General features: G+C 42.9%; 14 protein-coding genes. 13 read left to right on the top strand and 1 reads right to left on the bottom strand.

Annotated elements, in window-relative coordinates; genetic code table 11:
• Nucleotides 1–77: 77 nt before the first annotated feature.
• The 8 genes from dnaE (at nt 78) to aceA (ending at nt 11955) form a co-directional block, all read left to right on the top strand.
• Nucleotides 78–3443 carry a DNA polymerase III subunit alpha gene (dnaE, locus tag V1500_RS20385; RefSeq protein WP_409306056.1) on the top strand — a complete coding sequence of 1122 codons (3366 nt, stop codon included), beginning with the start codon at nt 78–80 and terminating at the stop codon, nt 3441–3443.
• Nucleotides 3444–3788: 345 nt separating this feature from the next.
• On the top strand, nt 3789–4418 hold the full coding sequence (locus V1500_RS20380; RefSeq protein ID WP_409302139.1) for a FadR/GntR family transcriptional regulator: 630 nt from the start codon (nt 3789–3791) through the stop codon (nt 4416–4418).
• A gap of 91 nt (nt 4419–4509) precedes the next feature.
• A complete protein-coding gene (gene accD, locus V1500_RS20375) occupies nt 4510–5376 on the top strand; it encodes an acetyl-CoA carboxylase, carboxyltransferase subunit beta (RefSeq protein ID WP_409302137.1) in 867 nt (288 codons plus the stop codon).
• Nucleotides 5373–6350: an acetyl-CoA carboxylase carboxyl transferase subunit alpha gene (gene accA / locus V1500_RS20370; protein ID WP_409302135.1), complete on the top strand. Its 978-nt coding sequence runs from the start codon at nt 5373–5375 to the stop codon at nt 6348–6350. The genes accD and accA overlap by 4 nt, the downstream gene beginning before the upstream one ends.
• A 457-nt stretch (nt 6351–6807) precedes the next feature.
• Complete coding sequence (pfkA, locus tag V1500_RS20365; RefSeq protein ID WP_409302133.1) at nt 6808–7767, top strand: 6-phosphofructokinase; 960 nt, start codon at nt 6808–6810, stop codon at nt 7765–7767.
• A gap of 43 nt (nt 7768–7810) precedes the next feature.
• The gene (gene pyk / locus V1500_RS20360; protein WP_409302131.1) at nt 7811–9571 is read left to right on the top strand and encodes a pyruvate kinase; all 1761 of its coding nucleotides are present in this window, start codon (nt 7811–7813) and stop codon (nt 9569–9571) included.
• 160 nt (nt 9572–9731) lie between these two features.
• Nucleotides 9732–10118, top strand: a complete 387-nt coding sequence (locus tag V1500_RS20355; protein ID WP_409302130.1) for an FxsA family protein — start codon at nt 9732–9734, stop codon at nt 10116–10118.
• A gap of 535 nt (nt 10119–10653) precedes the next feature.
• Nucleotides 10654–11955 (top strand): isocitrate lyase, encoded by a 1302-nt coding sequence (gene aceA / locus V1500_RS20350; RefSeq protein ID WP_409302128.1) that lies wholly within the window; start codon nt 10654–10656, stop codon nt 11953–11955.
• A 98-nt stretch (nt 11956–12053) separates the two neighbouring features.
• Here aceA and ytvI read toward each other — a convergent pair whose 3' ends face one another.
• Nucleotides 12054–13181, bottom strand: coding sequence for a sporulation integral membrane protein YtvI (ytvI, locus tag V1500_RS20345; RefSeq protein WP_409302127.1), 1128 nt, complete (start codon nt 13179–13181; stop codon nt 12054–12056).
• 147 nt (nt 13182–13328) lie between these two features.
• Here ytvI and V1500_RS20340 point away from each other — a divergent pair, with 147 nt between their 5' ends.
• From V1500_RS20340 to V1500_RS20320, 5 genes are all read left to right on the top strand, one after another.
• The gene (locus V1500_RS20340; RefSeq protein WP_409302125.1) at nt 13329–13787 is read left to right on the top strand and encodes a DUF441 domain-containing protein; all 459 of its coding nucleotides are present in this window, start codon (nt 13329–13331) and stop codon (nt 13785–13787) included.
• Nucleotides 13788–14329: 542 nt separating this feature from the next.
• Nucleotides 14330–15445 carry a citrate synthase gene (citZ, locus tag V1500_RS20335; protein ID WP_409302124.1) on the top strand — a complete coding sequence of 372 codons (1116 nt, stop codon included), beginning with the start codon at nt 14330–14332 and terminating at the stop codon, nt 15443–15445.
• A 110-nt stretch (nt 15446–15555) separates the two neighbouring features.
• Complete coding sequence (gene icd / locus V1500_RS20330) at nt 15556–16824, top strand: NADP-dependent isocitrate dehydrogenase (protein ID WP_409302122.1); 1269 nt, start codon at nt 15556–15558, stop codon at nt 16822–16824.
• A 180-nt stretch (nt 16825–17004) separates the two neighbouring features.
• The gene (mdh, locus tag V1500_RS20325; protein WP_409302121.1) at nt 17005–17943 is read left to right on the top strand and encodes a malate dehydrogenase; all 939 of its coding nucleotides are present in this window, start codon (nt 17005–17007) and stop codon (nt 17941–17943) included.
• A 132-nt stretch (nt 17944–18075) separates the two neighbouring features.
• Nucleotides 18076–18534 (top strand): MaoC/PaaZ C-terminal domain-containing protein, encoded by a 459-nt coding sequence (locus V1500_RS20320; RefSeq protein WP_409302119.1) that lies wholly within the window; start codon nt 18076–18078, stop codon nt 18532–18534.
• Nucleotides 18535–18645: the final 111 nt, after the last annotated feature.

Below are 18645 nucleotides of genomic sequence, written 5' to 3'. Positions count from 1 at the left end.
AGAAGTCAATGGGAACATATTTTCTTTTTTTTTGATAAAGTTCTATAATAAAGCAAAGAAGCTAGTAAAAAAGTGTGGTGAGATATTTGTTTGTAAATCTTCACGTTCATAGTGCATACAGTCTGCTAACCAGTACAGTCAAGATAGATGAGCTCGTATCTGAAGCAAAGGACAGGGGCTATTCAGCTATTGCTTTAACAGACAGAAATGTGGTGTATGGCATCCTTTACTTTTATAAGGAATGTATGAAACATGGAATAAAACCGATCATAGGGGTCACAGCCGATATCCTGGATGAAAATGATACACCTTATCCTCTCATTCTTTTGGCAAGAGATAATATTGGCTACAGAAATTTAATGAAAATAAGTTCCGCGATCAAGACTAAATCTCCTTCCGGCCTTCCCATGAAATGGCTCAAACCATATTCGGAAGGCCTCATTGCCATTTCTCCTGGTTATGAGGGGAAAATTGAAAAACAGCTCTTGGAGGGAGATTCAGTCGGGGCAAAAAAAACGGCAGAACTATTTAGCCGTTTATTCGGGGAAGGGCATTTTTATCTTTCTATCCAGCAGCTATCCATGCCTAAAGAGGAAGAATTGCTCGCCCAAACACTCAGACTGGCGCAAGAAAGCAGCATTAAAGTGATCGCGACAAATCCTGTTTATTACATTAATAAAGAGGACAGTCTTGCTCAGGAGGTGCTTCTTGCCGTCAAAAATGGAGAAAAGCTTTCGGATGAAGAAAGAACGCGACTTCCATCGCATGAATTCTACTTAAAATCAACCAAAGAAATGGTCCAGCTGTTCCGGAATTATCCGGATGCATTGGAAAACACATTGGATTTAGCCAATAAATGCACTGTAGAAATAGAATTTAACCGAAAGCTGCTTCCGAAATTCCCTGTTCCAGACGGTATAACTGCAGATGAGATGCTGGAGAAAATCTGCCAGGATGGCTTAAAACGGCGAGCGCCGGAAGATATGCCGGCATATATGGAAAGACTGCATTATGAGCTTGAAATCATAAAGAGAATGAAGTTCAGTCATTACTTCCTGATAGTCTGGGACTTTATGAGGTTTGCCAGGAAAAAACATATTCTGACGGGACCGGGGAGAGGATCTTCCGCAGGATCGATGGTTGCCTATGTGCTGGAGATTACAAATGTAGATCCGCTGGAGCATAATTTGCTGTTTGAGAGATTTTTGAATCCAGAGCGAATCTCAATGCCGGATATAGACATAGATTTCCCAGATAACCGAAGAGAAGAAGTCATTTCCTACGTTGCCTCCAAATACGGAGAATTTCACGTTGCTCAGATCATTACCTTCGGAACCCTTGCTGCAAAAGCGGCAATTCGGGATACAGGCAGGGTTTTTGGGCTGAATCCAAAGGAACAGGAAAGCTTATCGAAAATGATTCCATCAAGGCTGGGAATCACGCTTAAGACAGCTCTGGACGAATCAAGGTCTTTACGGGCTTATATAGAGGAAAGCGAGTGGAATAAAAGACTTTTTGAAACTGCATTAAAGATTGAGGGGCTGCCCCGGCACACTTCCACCCATGCTGCCGGTGTTGTAATCAGCGATATGCAGCTTACTGATATCATCGCAATCCAGGAGGGGCACGAAGGGGTGCATCTAACCCAGTTCCCAATGGACCTTCTCGAGGAATTGGGATTGTTAAAGATGGATTTCCTGGGTCTGAGAAACCTGACTCTCCTTGAAAACATTGTGTCCAATATCAGGAGAGGAGCAAATGAAAATATTAATATAGCATCCATTCCCCTGGACGATGAAGAAACCTATCTTCTGCTCAGTAAAGGAGATACCACAGGAGTATTCCAATTTGAGTCGGACGGCATCAGAAAGGTGTTGACAAGGCTTCAGCCCTCTACTTTTGAAGATATAGTCGCTGTAAATGCTCTGTATAGGCCGGGTCCTATGGACAATATACCTCTCTTCATCGAACGGAAACATGGGTTAAGGCAGGTGGAGTACCCCCATCCGGTTCTTCAAGACATATTGGGCAACACTCAGGGAGTCATTGTCTATCAAGAGCAGATAATGCAGATTGCCTCCAAGATGGCGGGGTTTACCTTGGGAGAGGCTGACCTGCTTCGCCGGGCAGTTTCCAAAAAGAAGAGAGAAATACTTAACCAGGAACGCGAACATTTTGTGAACGGCTGTTTGGAACAAGGCTACGAAGCATCAACTGCAAATGAAATTTATGACTTGATTGTAAGATTCGCCAATTACGGATTCCCAAGGAGCCATGCAGTTGCATACAGCATGATCGCCTACCAGCTGGCCTACCTGAAAGAACATTACCCTCAATACTTCATGGCGGCACTATTGACTTCCGTGATAGGGAACGACGATAAGATCGCCCAATATGTTACAGAAGCAAAGAATAAAGGAATTACTGTTCTGCAGCCATCTATTAACACAAGCCATTACGCTTTTACAGCAGGAAACGATGGAATCCGTTACAGCCTGGGAGCAATTAAGGGAATTGGAGCCGCTGTGCTCAAAGAGATTTTTCAAGCCAGGAGGAACAAGAAGTTCGAGGACTTATTCGATTTTTGCATGCGTGTCTCAGGGAAGGTTGTCAATCGTAAAATCCTTGAATCCCTCGTACATGCTGGTGCTTTTGATGAATTCGGGCAGGACAGGGCAGTATTGCTTGCAAGTCTGGATGTTGCGATGAACCATGCAGAATTTGTCAATCCGGAAGATGATCAATTTGAATTGTTCAGTAATGAGGAATTTTCCCTGAAGCCGAAGTACGTGGAAGTGGAAAAAATCAGGATGGAAGATAAACTCTATTTCGAAAAAAGTGTGTTAGGTCTTTATCTATCCAATCATCCTGTTAAAGCTTATCGCGATATCTTTAAGCATTATGGAGCAGCAACCATGGATCTTTCAAGCACTGCAGAATCCAAAGTTCTGGCAGGTGTCTATATTGTGTCCTTAAAAACGATCCGGACAAAGAAAGGGGAAGTCATGGCATTCCTCACGATTTCAGATGAGGGCGGCGACTTAGAAGCCATTGCCTTTCCAAATGTATACAAAATGTATTCCCCATTATTCAATAATGGCAATATCCTTATGATAATCGGCAGCATTGAGGAACGGGATGGGAAAAAACAAATAATCATCCAGGAAGCCTATTCGCTCGAGGAACTAAAAAAAGGGATGGATAGCGACACTTCCTGCGTGTTTATAAGGATTAAGGCAGAAATGCAGACGAACCAGGTGCTAAACAGTGTAAAAAAGGTGTTGTTGCAGCATAGAGGCAGGACCAAGGTAATGCTCTATTATGAAAGAGAAGCCAGGTACGTCCAGCTATCTTTCCTGGATTGGGTATCTCCATCGGAAGCTTTATTCCATAAGCTTAAAAAAATTGCAGGGGACCAAAACGTCGTTTTTAAAAAGAATTAAATTGTTTACAACATTGACATATATGTTATATTGGTAGAAGACTGTCGTGGTCTGACCACTTCCATTTGATATAAATCTCTTGTACCGAACCGGTTCAAGAAGTGAAAAAATGACATTATGAGAAGAAGATATGCATATGCCTCGACCGAATAAGGGTATTTTGAAACTGAAGCTAGAGTAGATGTATGCAACCCAGATCAATCTCAGCCTTGAATACTTACGGGGAGCAGCTGAGCCATGTCAGGAAATAAAAGATAAGCCCGAAACAGTGTATGACCATACAATGAAGGGCAATACTGTAAAAAACCGCGGCCCTGCTGTTACCGGAAAGAGTGAGCGAAATATATGGTTAATCAAACCCAGACAGTAAAGGTATATATTGCGATTGTGGAGCAGCTGCGCTCCATGATTGAACAGGATCGGCTAATGCCAGGGGATAAAATCCCTTCTGAACGGGAGTTATCGGAACGCCTGGATGTTGGGCGTTCTTCAGTGCGGGAAGCGCTGCGGGCTATGGAATTATTAGGGTTGATTGAGACCCGCCGTGGAGAAGGTACTTTTATCAAGGATTTCCAGGACCACAGGCTGGTAGAACTGCTGGGCACGTTTTTCTTGCAGGATGCACGGGTACAGGAGGATTTACTCGAGACAAAATACCTTATCGAAATGGATTGCATCCGAATAATAGCAGCTTCTGCAGGAAGCTTAGATCTTGAAGAGCTGCTTGCATGGACTGAATGCCAGTCATTTGATGCAGCATCCTTTTTCGAAAGACTTGCACGGCTGAACAGAAACCGCCTAATGGAAAGAATCTGGACAATTGTTAATAGTTATACAACAATTAAGCTGGGTAATCAGAGTCCGTCTTTGAGAGAGCCTTATATCGATCTGGCAAAGGCTCTGGTCGAACGGAATGAAACGAAAGCATTAGATATCTATACGAATCGAATCAGAAAATTGTCGAGCAGTCTATGACATGGTTTTACACGATTTTCATTGATTCTCTGGTAAAGTATTGCAAATGTAAAAACGGGAATGAGAATGCGCGGCAAAGGGAGGATTCATCTTGCTTAAAGAATTATTTACAAAGTCTAAAAAGAAGAAGTATGCAACAATTCCTACCGAGCGGGATAAGCAGGATGTACCCGAAGGGATTTTGACGAAATGCCCTAACTGTAAAAAAATTATGTATACAAAAGAATTGTTGAAAAATAACAAGGTTTGTTTTCACTGTGGACACCATCATTCCATGACAGCATATGAAAGGATCGATAGCCTGTTTGAGCCGGATTCTTTTACAGAGATTGATAAGGACATGCTCTCGGTGAATCCTTTGGACTTTCCAGAATATATGGAAAAAATCGATAAGGACAGAGAGAAAACAAACCTCAATGAAGCAGTGGTTACTGGTGTCGGAAATATTGGTGAACACCAGGTTGCTGTAGCCATTATGGATTCCTCCTTCCGCATGGGAAGCATGGGTTCTGTAGTGGGGGAAAAGATTACAAGAGCGATTGAAAAAGCGGCGGAATTAAAAATTCCACTCATTATTTTTACCGCTTCGGGAGGAGCACGCATGCAGGAGGGTGTCCTCAGCCTTATGCAAATGGCGAAGACCAGTGTTGCGTTAAAAATGTTCAGTGATGAAGGCGGTTTGATCATATCCATTATGACTCATCCTACTACCGGAGGAGTGTCCGCAAGCTTTGCATCACTTGGAGATATCAATTTGGCGGAACCAGGTGCCCTGATTGGATTTGCAGGCAGACGTATTATTGAGCAAACCATAAGGGAAGAGCTTCCTGAGGATTTTCAAACTGCTGAATTTCTTCTTAAACATGGGCAGCTGGATGCAGTAATATCCCGCCTTAATCTGAAGGACAAATTGCTGACTATTTTAGATATACATGCCCCGGGTGGTGAATGGATATGATTGGTGAATTGGAATTTGAACGGCCGGTAATCGACCTAAGAAAAAAGATTACAGAATTGAAAGCAATAACAGAAGAGGCGGACGTAGATTTGTCTGCGGAAATTGAAAAGCTTGAAAAACGGCTTGCAAAATTGGAAACGGAAATCTATGAAAACATGAAGCCGTGGGATAGGGTACAGATTGCAAGGCATCCAGCCCGGCCAACTACACTGGATTATATTGGCCTGCTGTTTACGGACTTTATGGAGCTCCACGGGGACCGTTATTATGGCGATGATGAAGCAATTGTCGCAGGAATTGCAAAATTTGAAGGCCGACCGGTAACAGTCATCGGCCATCAGCGCGGAAAAGATACAAAAGAGAATCTTCGTCGCAACTTTGGCATGCCGCATCCAGAGGGCTACCGGAAGGCACTCAGATTAATGAAGCAAGCAGAAAAATTCCATCGTCCAATTGTCTGCTTCATCGATACGAAAGGGGCATATCCGGGAAAGTCTGCGGAAGAGCGAGGCCAAAGTGAAGCAATTGCACGGAATTTATTTGAAATGGCAGGCTTGAAGGTACCCGTTGTAAGCATTGTAATTGGTGAAGGAGGCAGCGGGGGGGCACTTGCATTAGGTGTTGCTGACAGGATCCATATGCTTGAGAATTCCACATACTCGGTCATTTCCCCTGAAGGGGCTGCGGCACTTCTATGGAAGGATTCCAACCAAGCCAAGCACGCTGCTGAAACTATGAAAATAACTGCACCCGATTTGAAAGAACTCGGAGTCATTGATGAGATTATACCGGAAATAAAAGGCGGGGCCCATCGTGACGTTGAGGGCCAGGCTAATCATATAAGGACGGCTCTTAAGGGCTCCTTGGCTGAACTTATTCGACTCGATCCGAAAAACCTGGTAAATCAGAGATATGCCAAGTTTAAAAAAATTGGGGAATATTCGTTAGAAAAAGAGTTTACACGGGTAAAATAGACGTGTTGCCTAAAAGGGCAGCGCGTCTTTTCTTCTAAGACTAATTTTTCATTTATTTAGAAAAAATAGTTTCTTTACAATTTATCCGTGAAAGCGCTTATCCTTCGAATTTCATGATAATCCACATATAAATTGGTTTACGAAACTGGCCATCTATTCTAGAATGAAAGCGCGGTAAAAAAAATCGACTTTAAAATGGTACCAACAAACGGTGTGGCCAGCCGAAAAAACTTTTATATTACCTGAAAGTGCAAGTTGCATTCCGTTGCCGATTTCCGGCTTTGTTTGGTGTTGTGTTACAAGCGCAGGTCAAAGTAGAATAACGCATGCGAACATTAACAAATAAACAATGCTCTAGTAGACAATATTAAAGAGAGCGGAATTAAATTAGAGAGCCATTCTATAAACATAAGTGTGCTCAGGTGATGATTTTTTAATATATCAAAAGGGTGATTGTATGAAACGTATAGGTGTACTTACAAGCGGAGGGGATTCGCCCGGCATGAATGCTGCTGTGCGTGCTGTGGTGCGTAAAGCGATTTATCATAATATTGAGGTCTATGGCATTTATCATGGTTACCAAGGGTTAATTGAAGGAGAGATTAAAAAACTGGAGCTAGGCTCGGTCGGTGATATTATACATAGAGGCGGTACAATGCTTTATTCAGCTAGATGCCTGGAATTTAAAACAGAGGAAGGGCAGCTTAAAGGCATTGAGCAAATGAAGAAATTTGGAATTGAAGGGCTGGTTGTCATTGGTGGAGACGGCTCTTACAGGGGTGCTGAAGCACTGACGAAGAGAGGTTTCCCTTGTGTAGGCGTACCAGGAACAATTGACAACGACATACCTGGAACCGACTTTACTATAGGGTTTGATACTGCTCTAAATACTGTAATTGATGCAATTGACAAGATCCGAGATACAGCAACCTCACACGAACGTACCTATTTGATTGAGGTCATGGGCCGGAACGCTGGCGATATAGCCCTATGGGCAGGCCTTGCTGGTGGAGCTGAGACAATTGTTGTTCCTGAATATGATTATAATATGGAAGACATCACTTCCAAGCTTAAGCGGGGACATGAGCGCGGCAAGAAACACAGCATAATCATTGTAGCGGAAGGCGTTGGGAGTGCTGTTGATTTTTCCAGAAAGATCGAAGAAATGACTGGTTTCGAAACAAGAGTAACAGTATTGGGGCATGTTCAGCGCGGAGGGTCGCCAACAGCGGCTGACAGGGTGCTGGCAAGCCGTCTTGGGGCTTACGCGGTAGAATTATTGCTGAAAGGCAAGGGAGGACGCGCTGTCGGTATTGAACAAAACCAGCTGGTTGATTACGACATCATTGAAGCACTTGCAAAGCCTCACAATATTGATAAGAAAATGTACACATTATCCTCAGAACTATCAATTTAATTATTTATTCTTATTGACACAACGAACATAGGGGGTTTTTTAGATGCGTAAAACAAAAATCGTATGTACAATTGGTCCTGCAAGTGAAAGTCCTGAAAAACTGGTTCAGCTGATTGACGCTGGAATGAACGTATCCCGCCTGAATTTCTCTCACGGCAGCCATGAAGAACATGGTGCAAGAATCACTAATATCCGGGAAGCCGTACAAAAAACCGGAAAACAGGTAGCAATCTTATTGGATACAAAAGGGCCTGAAATACGTACGCATAACATGGAGAATGATGCGATCGAATTAACAAGCGGCAACAATGTTGTGGTTTCGATGAGGGAAGTGCTTGGTACACCGGAAAAATTCTCCATCACATATGAAGGGCTAATCGATGACGTCCATCCTGGGTCAAGAATTCTTCTTGATGACGGATTGATTGGGCTGGAAGTACTTGATTTAAATAAATCTGAGGGTGAAATCCACACGAGAATCCTGAACAGCGGTACCCTAAAGAACAAAAAAGGTGTCAATGTTCCAGGTGTGTCGGTAAAACTCCCTGGAATCACGAAAAAGGACGAACAGGATATTATTTTCGGAATCGAACAGGATGTGGACTTTATCGCTGCTTCTTTTGTTCGCCGTGCATCTGATGTCCTTGAGATCAGGGAGCTTTTGCAGCAGCACGAGGCATCTCATATTCAAATCATTCCAAAGATAGAAAATCAGGAGGGTGTCGATAACATCGACGAAATTCTAGAGGTTTCTGACGGATTAATGGTGGCCCGCGGTGATCTGGGCGTGGAAATTCCTGCAGAAGAAGTTCCTTTAGTACAGAAAATGCTCATCAAAAAATGCAATACACTTGGAAAACCTGTCATTACAGCTACGCAAATGCTTGATTCCATGCAGCGCAACCCTCGTCCAACAAGAGCGGAGGCCAGTGACGTAGCCAACGCTATATTCGACGGAACAGATGCAATTATGCTTTCCGGAGAAACAGCTGCAGGAAGTTATCCAATCGAAGCTGTTCAAACGATGCATAATATTGCCAAGAGAGCAGAAAGTGCACTGAACCATAAGGAGCTTCTATCAGCCCGCAGCAAGGATACTAGACATAATGTAACGGATGCTATTGGACAATCTGTGGCGCACACAGCTTTGAACCTGGAAGTAGGCGCAATCATTACGCCGACAGAAAGTGGACATACAGCCCGCATGATTTCCAAGTACAGACCGAAAGCCGCTATCATTGCAGTGACATCCAGAGGGCGTGTCTCCAGGGGGATGGCGCTTGTATGGGGTGTTTACCCTCAGCTCGGAACGGAAGCAAAAACAACTGATGAGATGCTTGAAGTTGCCATTGATGCCAGCCTTAATTCCAATCTCGTGAAGCATGGGGACCTGGTAGTCATAACAGCGGGTGTACCAGTTGGTGAAGCAGGAACAACAAATCTAATGAAGATTCATATGCTAGGCGAACAACTCATTAAAGCGCAGGGGATTGGCAGAAAATCTGCAAAAGGCCAGGTCGTAGTGGCAAGAAACGCAGATGAAGCCAACGCCAAGGTCAAGGAAGGGTCAGTCCTTGTCACAATTGGGTCTGACAAAGACATGATGCCTGCTATTGAAAGATGCTCGGCATTAATTACAGAAGAGGGCGGGTTAACAAGCCATGCTGCAGTCATTGGAATCAATCTTGGAATTCCTGTTATAGTTGGTGCCGAAAATGCGACCAACATATTGAAAGATGGACAAAGTGTAACAGTTGATGCAAACAGAGGCATCATTTATAACGGCTACGCAAGTGTTCTTTAAAAATTTTAAATAAATCTGTTAATGTGCAGGAACAAAAATGTTCCTGCACATTTTTATAGCCGCTGCCATACTTTGCCGTATACAAGCGGATATCAAAACCATTCTTTGCTATAATGGTTAGTACAGACCTAAAAAAGGAATGTATGCTGGAGGTGAGGATATGAGATACATGCTGCTTTTTTTGATTGTGATTCCAGCAATTGAAATAGCTGTACTTATACAATCGGGAAGAATAATAGGAGCGTTTCCCACAGTGCTTATGATCATTGCAACAGGCATAATTGGAGCCTATTTGGCTAAGCAGCAAGGACTAGAGGTTATCAGGAAGGCTCAGGAGCAGATGAGATATGGCCAGCTGCCCGGAGATGCCCTTCTCGATGGGGTGTGCATACTTATTGGAGGAACACTTCTTTTATCTCCCGGTTTCGTTACAGATTTAATTGGGCTTGTGTTGTTGCTCCCGCCAACCAGAAGATTTATCAAACCTTTGTTATTGAAGTTGATTAGAAATATGATGAATAAAGGCAGATTTACAATAATCAGATAGTTTGAAAGCTCAACAATTATGTTGGGCTTTTTTATTTATTAAAATTTTTAGCTGTAATAAGGTTCGATGATTGATTAATGTTAACCAGCTGATTGGAGCGGAAGGCGCGAAGACTCCAGCGGGAATACGGACTGGGGAAACCCCGCATGTGCATTTAGCGCTGAAGAGGCTCCCGGCACCGCCCGGGGAAAACTATGTGCCTGGAGCGGAAATGCAACACCAAAGTTTAACACAGCCAAATTTTTTAAAAAAATGTCAGAAAATAAGTGACAATTAAAATCTCCTTGTTATATAATACATTCAAGAAATGAGTTATCTGTAATATAACAAAAATAATTTAACAAAGGATGTGAAATGAACTAAGTTGTGTTCCTGTGTTAAGGCATTTTCTGTACTAATCGCACCTGGGAATTTCGATTCATCCAATGGGACAGCCGCGATGCAGAACAACGCTGGCCTGATAATAATAAGTTCGTAATCGATAGCGGTACTTAGCATTCCGTAAAAATACTTACTAAAATTAGGAGGAATACAAATGAGACAGGAAATGGCAGAAAGATTAGAAGAAAATTGGAAGAAAGACCAGCGCTGGAATGGCATTACGAGACCCTATAATGCAGGAGATGTGGTAAGGCTTCGGGGATCAATTGAAATTGAATATACGCTTGCAAGGCGGGGATCAGAAAAGCTTTGGAATCTTCTTCATACAGAGGATTTCATTAATGCACTTGGGGCATTGACAGGCAACCAGGCAATGCAGCAGGTAAAGGCAGGCTTAAAGGCCATTTATCTAAGCGGATGGCAGGTAGCGGCAGATGCCAACCTATCCGGGCATATGTACCCCGACCAGAGCCTATATCCAGCGAATAGTGTACCGCAGGTTGTTAAACGGATAAATCAGGCGCTGCAGCGGGCTGATCAAATCCACTACATGGAAGGAAACGAAGAAACCGATTGGTTTGCACCGATTGTAGCGGATGCTGAAGCTGGGTTCGGCGGGCAGCTGAATGTATTTGAATTAATGAAAGGCATGATTGAAGCTGGTGCAGCAGGTGTCCATTTTGAAGACCAGCTTTCATCGGAGAAGAAATGCGGCCACTTAGGCGGAAAGGTACTTCTTCCTACACAAACAGCTGTGAAAAATTTGATAGCGGCCCGTTTTGCTGCGGATGTAATGGGGGTTCCAACTGTCCTGGTGGCAAGAACGGATGCAAATGCGGCTGATTTAATCACCAGTGATATCGATCCGCTGGATGCTGAATTCATTACAGGTGAACGAACACCTGAGGGCTTTTTCAGGACAAATGCGGGCCTTGACCAGGCGATTGCCAGGGGATTGGCCTACGCTCCATATGCAGATTTAATCTGGTGTGAAACATCTGAACCAAATATTGATGAAGCCCGCCGTTTTGCAGAAGCGATTCACAAGAAATTCCCTGGCAAGCTGCTGGCGTATAACTGCTCCCCATCATTCAATTGGAAGAAAAAACTTGATGATGAAACCATCGCCAATTTCCAGAAGGAACTCGGCAAAATGGGATACAAATTCCAGTTTGTTACACTTGCAGGTTTCCATGCATTAAATCATGGCATGTTTGAATTGGCGAGACAATATAAGGATCGCGGCATGGCAGCTTATTCAGAGCTGCAGGAAGCGGAGTTTGCCAGTGAAAAATTTGGTTATACCGCTACAAGGCATCAGCGCGAAGTTGGCACAGGATATTTCGATGAAGTATCACAGGTAATTTCGGGGGGGACTTCATCTACCACAGCGTTAACTGGCTCTACTGAGGCTGATCAGTTCTACAGTGAAGAAAAAGAGGGAGTAGGAGCATAACTCTATAGCACAAAAAGCCGTCTGTCGATACGTAAAATGACAGACGGCTTTTATATTATCCGTTTATAGGGCATGCGGTCCATCCTTCGAACGGTTGTTTATACCCTGCCGCCAGGTTCTTTTCCCAGAATGAAATTCCAAATCGCCATTAAAAAGTTTGCTTTATATAGAGTATTGATGATAACAAGAATGACTGGTCCAGTAATCAGTCCGAGAAATCCAAATAATTTAAAGCCCGCAAATAAAGCAATAAGGGTTGCAAGTGGGTTCAAGCCAATGCTGGAGGATAATACTTTCGGCTCCATCAGCTGGCGCTGGACAATAACCACAACATACAAGACTCCGAGGCCGGCTGCAAGGCTTGTATGGCCTGTAATGCTTTCATAAATAATCCACGGTATAAAGACCGTCCCTGTTCCCAGGTATGGAAGAATGTCCACAATGCCGCAGACCAGGGCAATGGTTATGGCATATTTTATATTGAGTATAAGTAAACCGGCCAGGACAATAATGATTGTAAGTGAGACCAGAGTAAACTGGGCCCGGATAAACCCAAATAGTGCTTTCTTTAAATCTTCAAACACCCGCTTAATGCCGGAAAACACATTGGAGGGCAGTATGGTGTGGCTTAACCGTGAAAGCCGGTACCAATCCTTGCTAATAAAAAATGTACCAAGAAGTGAAAATATTAATGCTGTTGCCGTACTTGGAATCCAGGCGATAATGGAAGGGATATTGAGAAAAAAGGCCTGTACAAAATTACCTGCTGAGGAACCAATTTGTTCTCCTATGGACTGGATATTTTTCAGGATGGCCTGCTGCTGGTTGCTATCTAAATCATTGAAGAATAGGGCGATGCTGTTATAAAAAGGAAGCAGCTTATCTGCAATGAAATCCTCCATGAAATGAATGATCGTCTGAAGGTGATGAGGCACTGCCGTCCCAAGATAGGTCGCCCCCGAAACAATTTCGGTAACCAGGAGCGTTATACAGCCGGCAACTATAAAGAAAATGAATAACATGGTACACAATACCGAGAGAGCTCGAGGAAGCCTAAGTTTTATCTGAAGGAAGTTAACCGTCGGGTTCATTAAAAAGGCGAGGATGATGGCGATGATAAATGGATATGTATATTGGGATAAATAAAAAATGAATAAGGATCCAATTAAAAAGGCTAGTACAACAAAAATGAAACGGATGATTCGGTGGCCTATCACTGTATTCAATGTTTTCTCCTCCTTTATAATCATCCTATTATGTTTGAACTGAATGGAGAACATAAAAGGGAGATTAGTCTCGTGAAGGAAAATTAATGTAAAATTCCTTGGATAATGTTATGCTACCATAGTAAGAACGAATAAGGCGGGACAGATATGAATGGAGCATTCCTATTTTTAATTATGCTTGCCATAATAGGCTTTATTGCGAAAAACAACTCTTTAATAGCAGCGTCAGTCACACTTGTTCTGCTGCGCATCACTGGCTTGGATGTAAAGGTTTTTCCGTACCTGGAAGCCAAAGGCATCAATCTTGGTGTAACCATCATCACAATTGCTGTCTTAGTTCCTATTGCCAATGGCTCCATTGGGTTTAAAGAACTCGCGGATGCACTGAAATCCCCATATGCCTGGATTGCGCTTATTTCAGGGATCACAGTTGCTTTGATCGCTAAAAGCGGCCTTGTTTTGCTTGCTAACGATCCCCATATAACTGTGGCCCTGGTATTTGGAACTATCATGGCGGTTGCGTTATTCAGGGGTGTGGCAGTGGGACCTTTAATTGGTGCAGGCATTGCATACTTATGCATGCAGCTTTACAGCTTGATCAAGTAGTAATGAGCAGGAGAAATTCCTGCTTTCCGCTTGTTCATGGACGGCGGAACATGTCTATTACTCAAAGGAGTTAGAGTTGGAACCATGAGAGAAAAATCGGCGGATAAAAGTTGAAAACACATTTTCCCTACTAGCCTGGAATGGCAATTGTATTTTTCTAATAAAATAATAATTTTTTCACATTTTAAGCGCTTACCATTTCCAAAAGTCAGATAATTGATTATAATAGATATGTAGCCGCCGTTCAGGAAGTCAGATTAGTATTCCAGCAAATTGTGAAAATTATAGGTTCAATTCGCTTGGGCTGCTTCCGAGCAAGCGCTCGACAAGAAGTTTTACTTATTTGCTTTCAGGGTAAAAATGAAAGAGTTCAATTGATATATTTATATATTTATAAGTATAGTCTTATTGGTAACGCTTTCAGTTATGAGTAAACACTTCTCACTATACATAATGACTGTGCGAAAGCCAGCCATCTTGGAAGCGCTCTATATTTACAAAGCAAGAGCATAGGGGAAAATTCAAGAAAAGGAGAGGTTTTTATGACAGTAACAAAAGGTCTTGAAGGAATTGTCGCAACAACTTCATCTATCAGTTCCATCATTGATGACACTCTTACTTATGTAGGATTTGACATCGATGACCTTGCAGAAAATGCAACGTTCGAGGAAGTCATCTATTTATTATGGCACCGCAAACTTCCAAATCAGGCTCAGCTAGAGCAATTGACAAGGCAATTGGCCGAAAACGCCAGCCTGCCTGACGAGGTCCTGCAGCATTTTAAACAATATCCGATTGATAAAGTGCATCCTATGGCTGCTCTTCGTACAGCGGTATCTTTACTGGGCTTATATGATGAGGAAGCCGACGAGATGACCGACGAAGTGAACTATCTGAAAGCAATCCGCCTGCAGGCAAAAATCCCTACTATAGTTACAGCGTTTGCCCGTGTAAGAAAAGGGCTTGAACCTGTAGCCCCAAGGACTGATTTAAGCTTTGCAGCCAATTTCTTATATATGCTCAGCGGAAACGAACCATCTCCGGTTGAAGAAGAAGCTTTCAACAAAGCACTTGTACTCCATGCCGACCATGAGTTAAATGCTTCTACATTTACAGCCCGTGTTTGTGTGGCTACGCTTTCTGATGTTTATTCTGGTGTGACTGCCGCCATTGGGGCCCTTAAGGGACCACTTCATGGGGGAGCCAACGAAGCAGTGATGAAAATGCTTACAGAAATTGGCGGATTGGATAATGTAGAAACCTACATTAATAGCAAATTGGAAAATAAAGAAAAAATCATGGGCTTTGGCCACAGAGTGTACCGCAAGGGTGATCCCCGTGCGAAGCATTTAAAAGATATGTCAAAAAAACTAACAGAGCTTACTGGACAGCCTGAATATTACCAAATGTCCACAAAAATCGAAGAGCTGGTAACATCACAGAAAAATCTTCCGCCAAATGTGGATTTCTATTCAGCATCTGTATACCACAGCCTTGGAATCGACCATGATCTGTTTACGCCAATATTTGCTGTTAGCCGTACCTCTGGCTGGCTGGCTCATATTTTGGAACAGTATCAAAATAATAGATTAATCCGTCCGCGTGCAGAGTATACTGGTCCAGGACTGCAAAAATATGTACCAGTAGAGCAAAGATAATTTTAAAAATTAGTAATTATGTAGTAAATTAATATATGTGATTGATAACTGAAGGGTTAGCTGGCAGAGTATAGCCACTAACCTTTGATATTGAAGCGGAGGTAATGTAAATGACACAAGGTGAAAAGATTACAGTTGTAAACGGTACTTTAAACGTGCCAAATAATCCAGTTATTCCTTTTATTGAAGGAGATGGAATTGGCCCTGATATCTGGGCTGCCGCTTCCCGAGTTTTAGAAGCTGCCGTAGAGAAGGCTTATAACGGGGAAAAGAAGATTGTATGGAAGGAAGTACTTGCAGGAGAAAAGGCATTCAACCAAACAGGAGAATGGCTTCCTGAGGAAACATTAGATGTGATCCGTGAGTATTTCATCGCAATTAAAGGACCCCTTACTACACCAATCGGCGGCGGAATTCGTTCTTTGAATGTTGCTTTGCGCCAGGAACTTGATTTGTTCGTATGCTTGCGCCCGGTTCGTTATTTTGACGGAGTGCCTTCTCCAGTAAAGCGCCCTGAAGATACAGATATGGTAATTTTCCGTGAGAACACTGAAGATATCTACGCAGGGATTGAATATGCTAAGGGATCCGATGAAGTTAAGAAATTGATTGACTTCTTGCAAAATGAAATGGGTGTTTCCAAGATTCGCTTCCCTGAAACTTCTGGAATCGGGATTAAGCCAGTGTCTGAAGAAGGAACAAAGCGCCTGGTTCGTGCAGCGATCAATTATGCGATTAAAGAAGGACGCAAGTCTGTTACTTTAGTACATAAAGGAAACATCATGAAGTTTACTGAAGGTGCCTTCAAGAACTGGGGATATGAACTAGCTGAACAGGAATTCGGCGATAAAGTATTCACATGGGGGCAATACGACCGCATTAAAGAAGAACAGGGTACAGAGGCTGCCAATAAGGCTCAGTCGGAAGCCGAAGCGGCTGGCAAAATCATTATCAAGGATTCTATTGCCGATATCTTCTTACAGCAGATCCTTACCCGTCCTAAGGAATTCGATGTAGTTGCTACCATGAACTTGAATGGTGACTATATCTCCGATGCTTTGGCTGCACAAGTGGGCGGAATCGGTATTGCCCCAGGAGCAAATATTAACTATGAATCCGGACACGCCATTTTCGAAGCTACACATGGTACTGCTCCTAAATATGCAGGCCAGGATAAGGTAAATCCTTCATCTGTATTGCTTTCAGGCGTACTTATGCTGGAGCACCTCGGCTGGAATGAAGCAGCTAAGCTAATCGAGAAATCTGTTGAACAAACAATCTCTTCCAAGGTTGTAACCTATGATTTTGCCCGTTTGATGGACGGTGCAACCGAAGTTAAGTGTTCTGAATTTGCTGATGAGCTGATCAAGAACCTTTAATTTCAAAGCTGTCTATGTAATTATGTTGTAAGGGCGAGCATTTATGCTATGGTACCACACAGCAGCCTAGAGTATGGCTTCATAAAAAATATATGAAAATGGGGAGCGTTGTTTCGCTCCCTATTTTTAAAGATTGTCTGTTTGTTTTGAGATTTTTATATTTTCAAGGAGGGACTTACTATGTCCATGAAACGCAAAAAAATCTCTGTTATTGGCAGCGGATTCACCGGTGCTACCACTGCATTCCTATTGGCGCAGAAAGAACTTGGCGATGTTGTGCTGGTCGATATTCCACAAATGGAAAACCCAACAAAGGGTAAAGCCCTCGATATGCTGGAGGCAAGCCCTATACAAGGATTCGATGCAAACATTACAGGTACATCCAACTACGAAGATACTGCTGATTCTGACTTAGTGATCATTACTGCAGGTATCGCGCGCAAGCCTGGAATGAGCCGCGACGATTTGGTGCAGACAAACCAAAAAATCATGAAATCCGTTACTCAGGAAGTTGTGAAATATGCTCCAAATACTTACATTATCGTTCTGACAAACCCAGTAGATGCCATGACATATACAGTGTTTAAGGAATCAGGATTTCCTAAGAACCGTGTGATCGGCCAATCAGGCGTACTGGATACAGCACGCTTCCGCACTTTTGTAGCACGGGAATTGAATCTTTCCGTAAAAGATATAACGGGATTCGTATTGGGCGGACATGGTGATGATATGGTGCCTTTGGTCCGTTATTCATACGCTGGAGGAATTCCACTAGAAACGCTGATCCCGCAAGACCGCTTAGAGGCGATTGTAGAACGTACAAGAAAGGGCGGCGGGGAAATCGTTAACCTGCTAGGCAATGGAAGTGCCTATTATGCCCCGGCTGCATCACTTGTGGAAATGGCAGAAGCTATACTGAAGGACCAGCGCCGTGTCATTCCTTCTGTCGCATATTTAGAAGGAGAATACGGATTTGACGGAATTTATTTAGGAGTCCCAACCATTCTAGGTGCTGGCGGAATCGAACAAATTATCGAGCTAGAGTTAACCGAAACAGAAAAAGCGGCCTTATCTAAGTCTGCTGATTCTGTGCGCAGTGTTATGAAGGTATTGAACTAATGATGATGTTTTTTGAATAGGCAGGAAATGAAAAGGGGATGTCCACCAGGAATATAATGTTTCAGGAGGGCACCCTCTTTTCGCCAATAACCCCAATATCTTTCATTTTTTACCCAAATTGGAGGTGCTGGTATGTTGTTAAAGAAACGAAAGCCTGGCAGAAAAATTGAGGAGATGGCCACAGGTGAAAAATTGACCCTGACAGAACAAATTGAGGATCGTGATCTTCTGTTATATCTGGGGCTTACCAATGATGCCAACCCTTTATATATTCAACATGACTATGCTTCTCAGACCCTCTACAAAAAACCAATTGTACCAAGCATAATGCTTCTGGGCATTATCACATCTGCGATTTCCAAGTACTTGCCAGGGCCGGGCAGCCATATTCTTGCACAGGAAATCGAATTCCTAAAACCGGTATATCATTACGGAACAGTCAAATTTTTATTTGAAGTCATCCGCATCGATCTAGTTGAGCATGAAGTAACAATAGAAGTGCAAGGTGAAAATGAAGAAGGGGAAAATGTTTTGACTGGTAAAGTCAGAGTTAGTCCGCCAAATCCAAATGCCTTTGCGGAAAAATTTTGATTAAAAACCTTGCCGATTGGCAAGGTTTTTTTTGGGAGGGCATCGAGTTCAGGCCGGTAGCCAGACCTCAAAATAATTCTGCGATAATTTATTCATGGGCAGATTCCTAAT

The organism is Peribacillus sedimenti (assembly GCF_046237635.1).
In the GTDB taxonomy this organism is placed as follows: Bacteria; Bacillota; Bacilli; order Bacillales; family DSM-1321; genus Peribacillus; species Peribacillus sedimenti.
The sequence above is the reverse complement of the archived record's forward strand: the minus strand, read 5'-3'. Positions and strand labels throughout refer to the sequence as shown.

What these genes read in the sequence shown, in the direction of transcription:
- V1500_RS20380 (WP_409302139.1), top strand. Translation starts at nt 3,789, where the DNA reads ATGGTTAATCAAACCCAGACAGTAAAGGTATATATTGCGATTGTGGAG.
- accA (WP_409302135.1), top strand. Translation starts at nt 5,373, where the DNA reads ATGATTGGTGAATTGGAATTTGAACGGCCGGTAATCGACCTAAGAAAA.
- pfkA (WP_409302133.1), top strand. Translation starts at nt 6,808, where the DNA reads ATGAAACGTATAGGTGTACTTACAAGCGGAGGGGATTCGCCCGGCATG.
- pyk (WP_409302131.1), top strand. Translation starts at nt 7,811, where the DNA reads ATGCGTAAAACAAAAATCGTATGTACAATTGGTCCTGCAAGTGAAAGT.
- V1500_RS20355 (WP_409302130.1), top strand. Translation starts at nt 9,732, where the DNA reads ATGAGATACATGCTGCTTTTTTTGATTGTGATTCCAGCAATTGAAATA.
- aceA (WP_409302128.1), top strand. Translation starts at nt 10,654, where the DNA reads ATGAGACAGGAAATGGCAGAAAGATTAGAAGAAAATTGGAAGAAAGAC.
- V1500_RS20340 (WP_409302125.1), top strand. Translation starts at nt 13,329, where the DNA reads ATGAATGGAGCATTCCTATTTTTAATTATGCTTGCCATAATAGGCTTT.
- citZ (WP_409302124.1), top strand. Translation starts at nt 14,330, where the DNA reads ATGACAGTAACAAAAGGTCTTGAAGGAATTGTCGCAACAACTTCATCT.
- icd (WP_409302122.1), top strand. Translation starts at nt 15,556, where the DNA reads ATGACACAAGGTGAAAAGATTACAGTTGTAAACGGTACTTTAAACGTG.
- mdh (WP_409302121.1), top strand. Translation starts at nt 17,005, where the DNA reads ATGTCCATGAAACGCAAAAAAATCTCTGTTATTGGCAGCGGATTCACC.
- V1500_RS20320 (WP_409302119.1), top strand. Translation starts at nt 18,076, where the DNA reads ATGTTGTTAAAGAAACGAAAGCCTGGCAGAAAAATTGAGGAGATGGCC.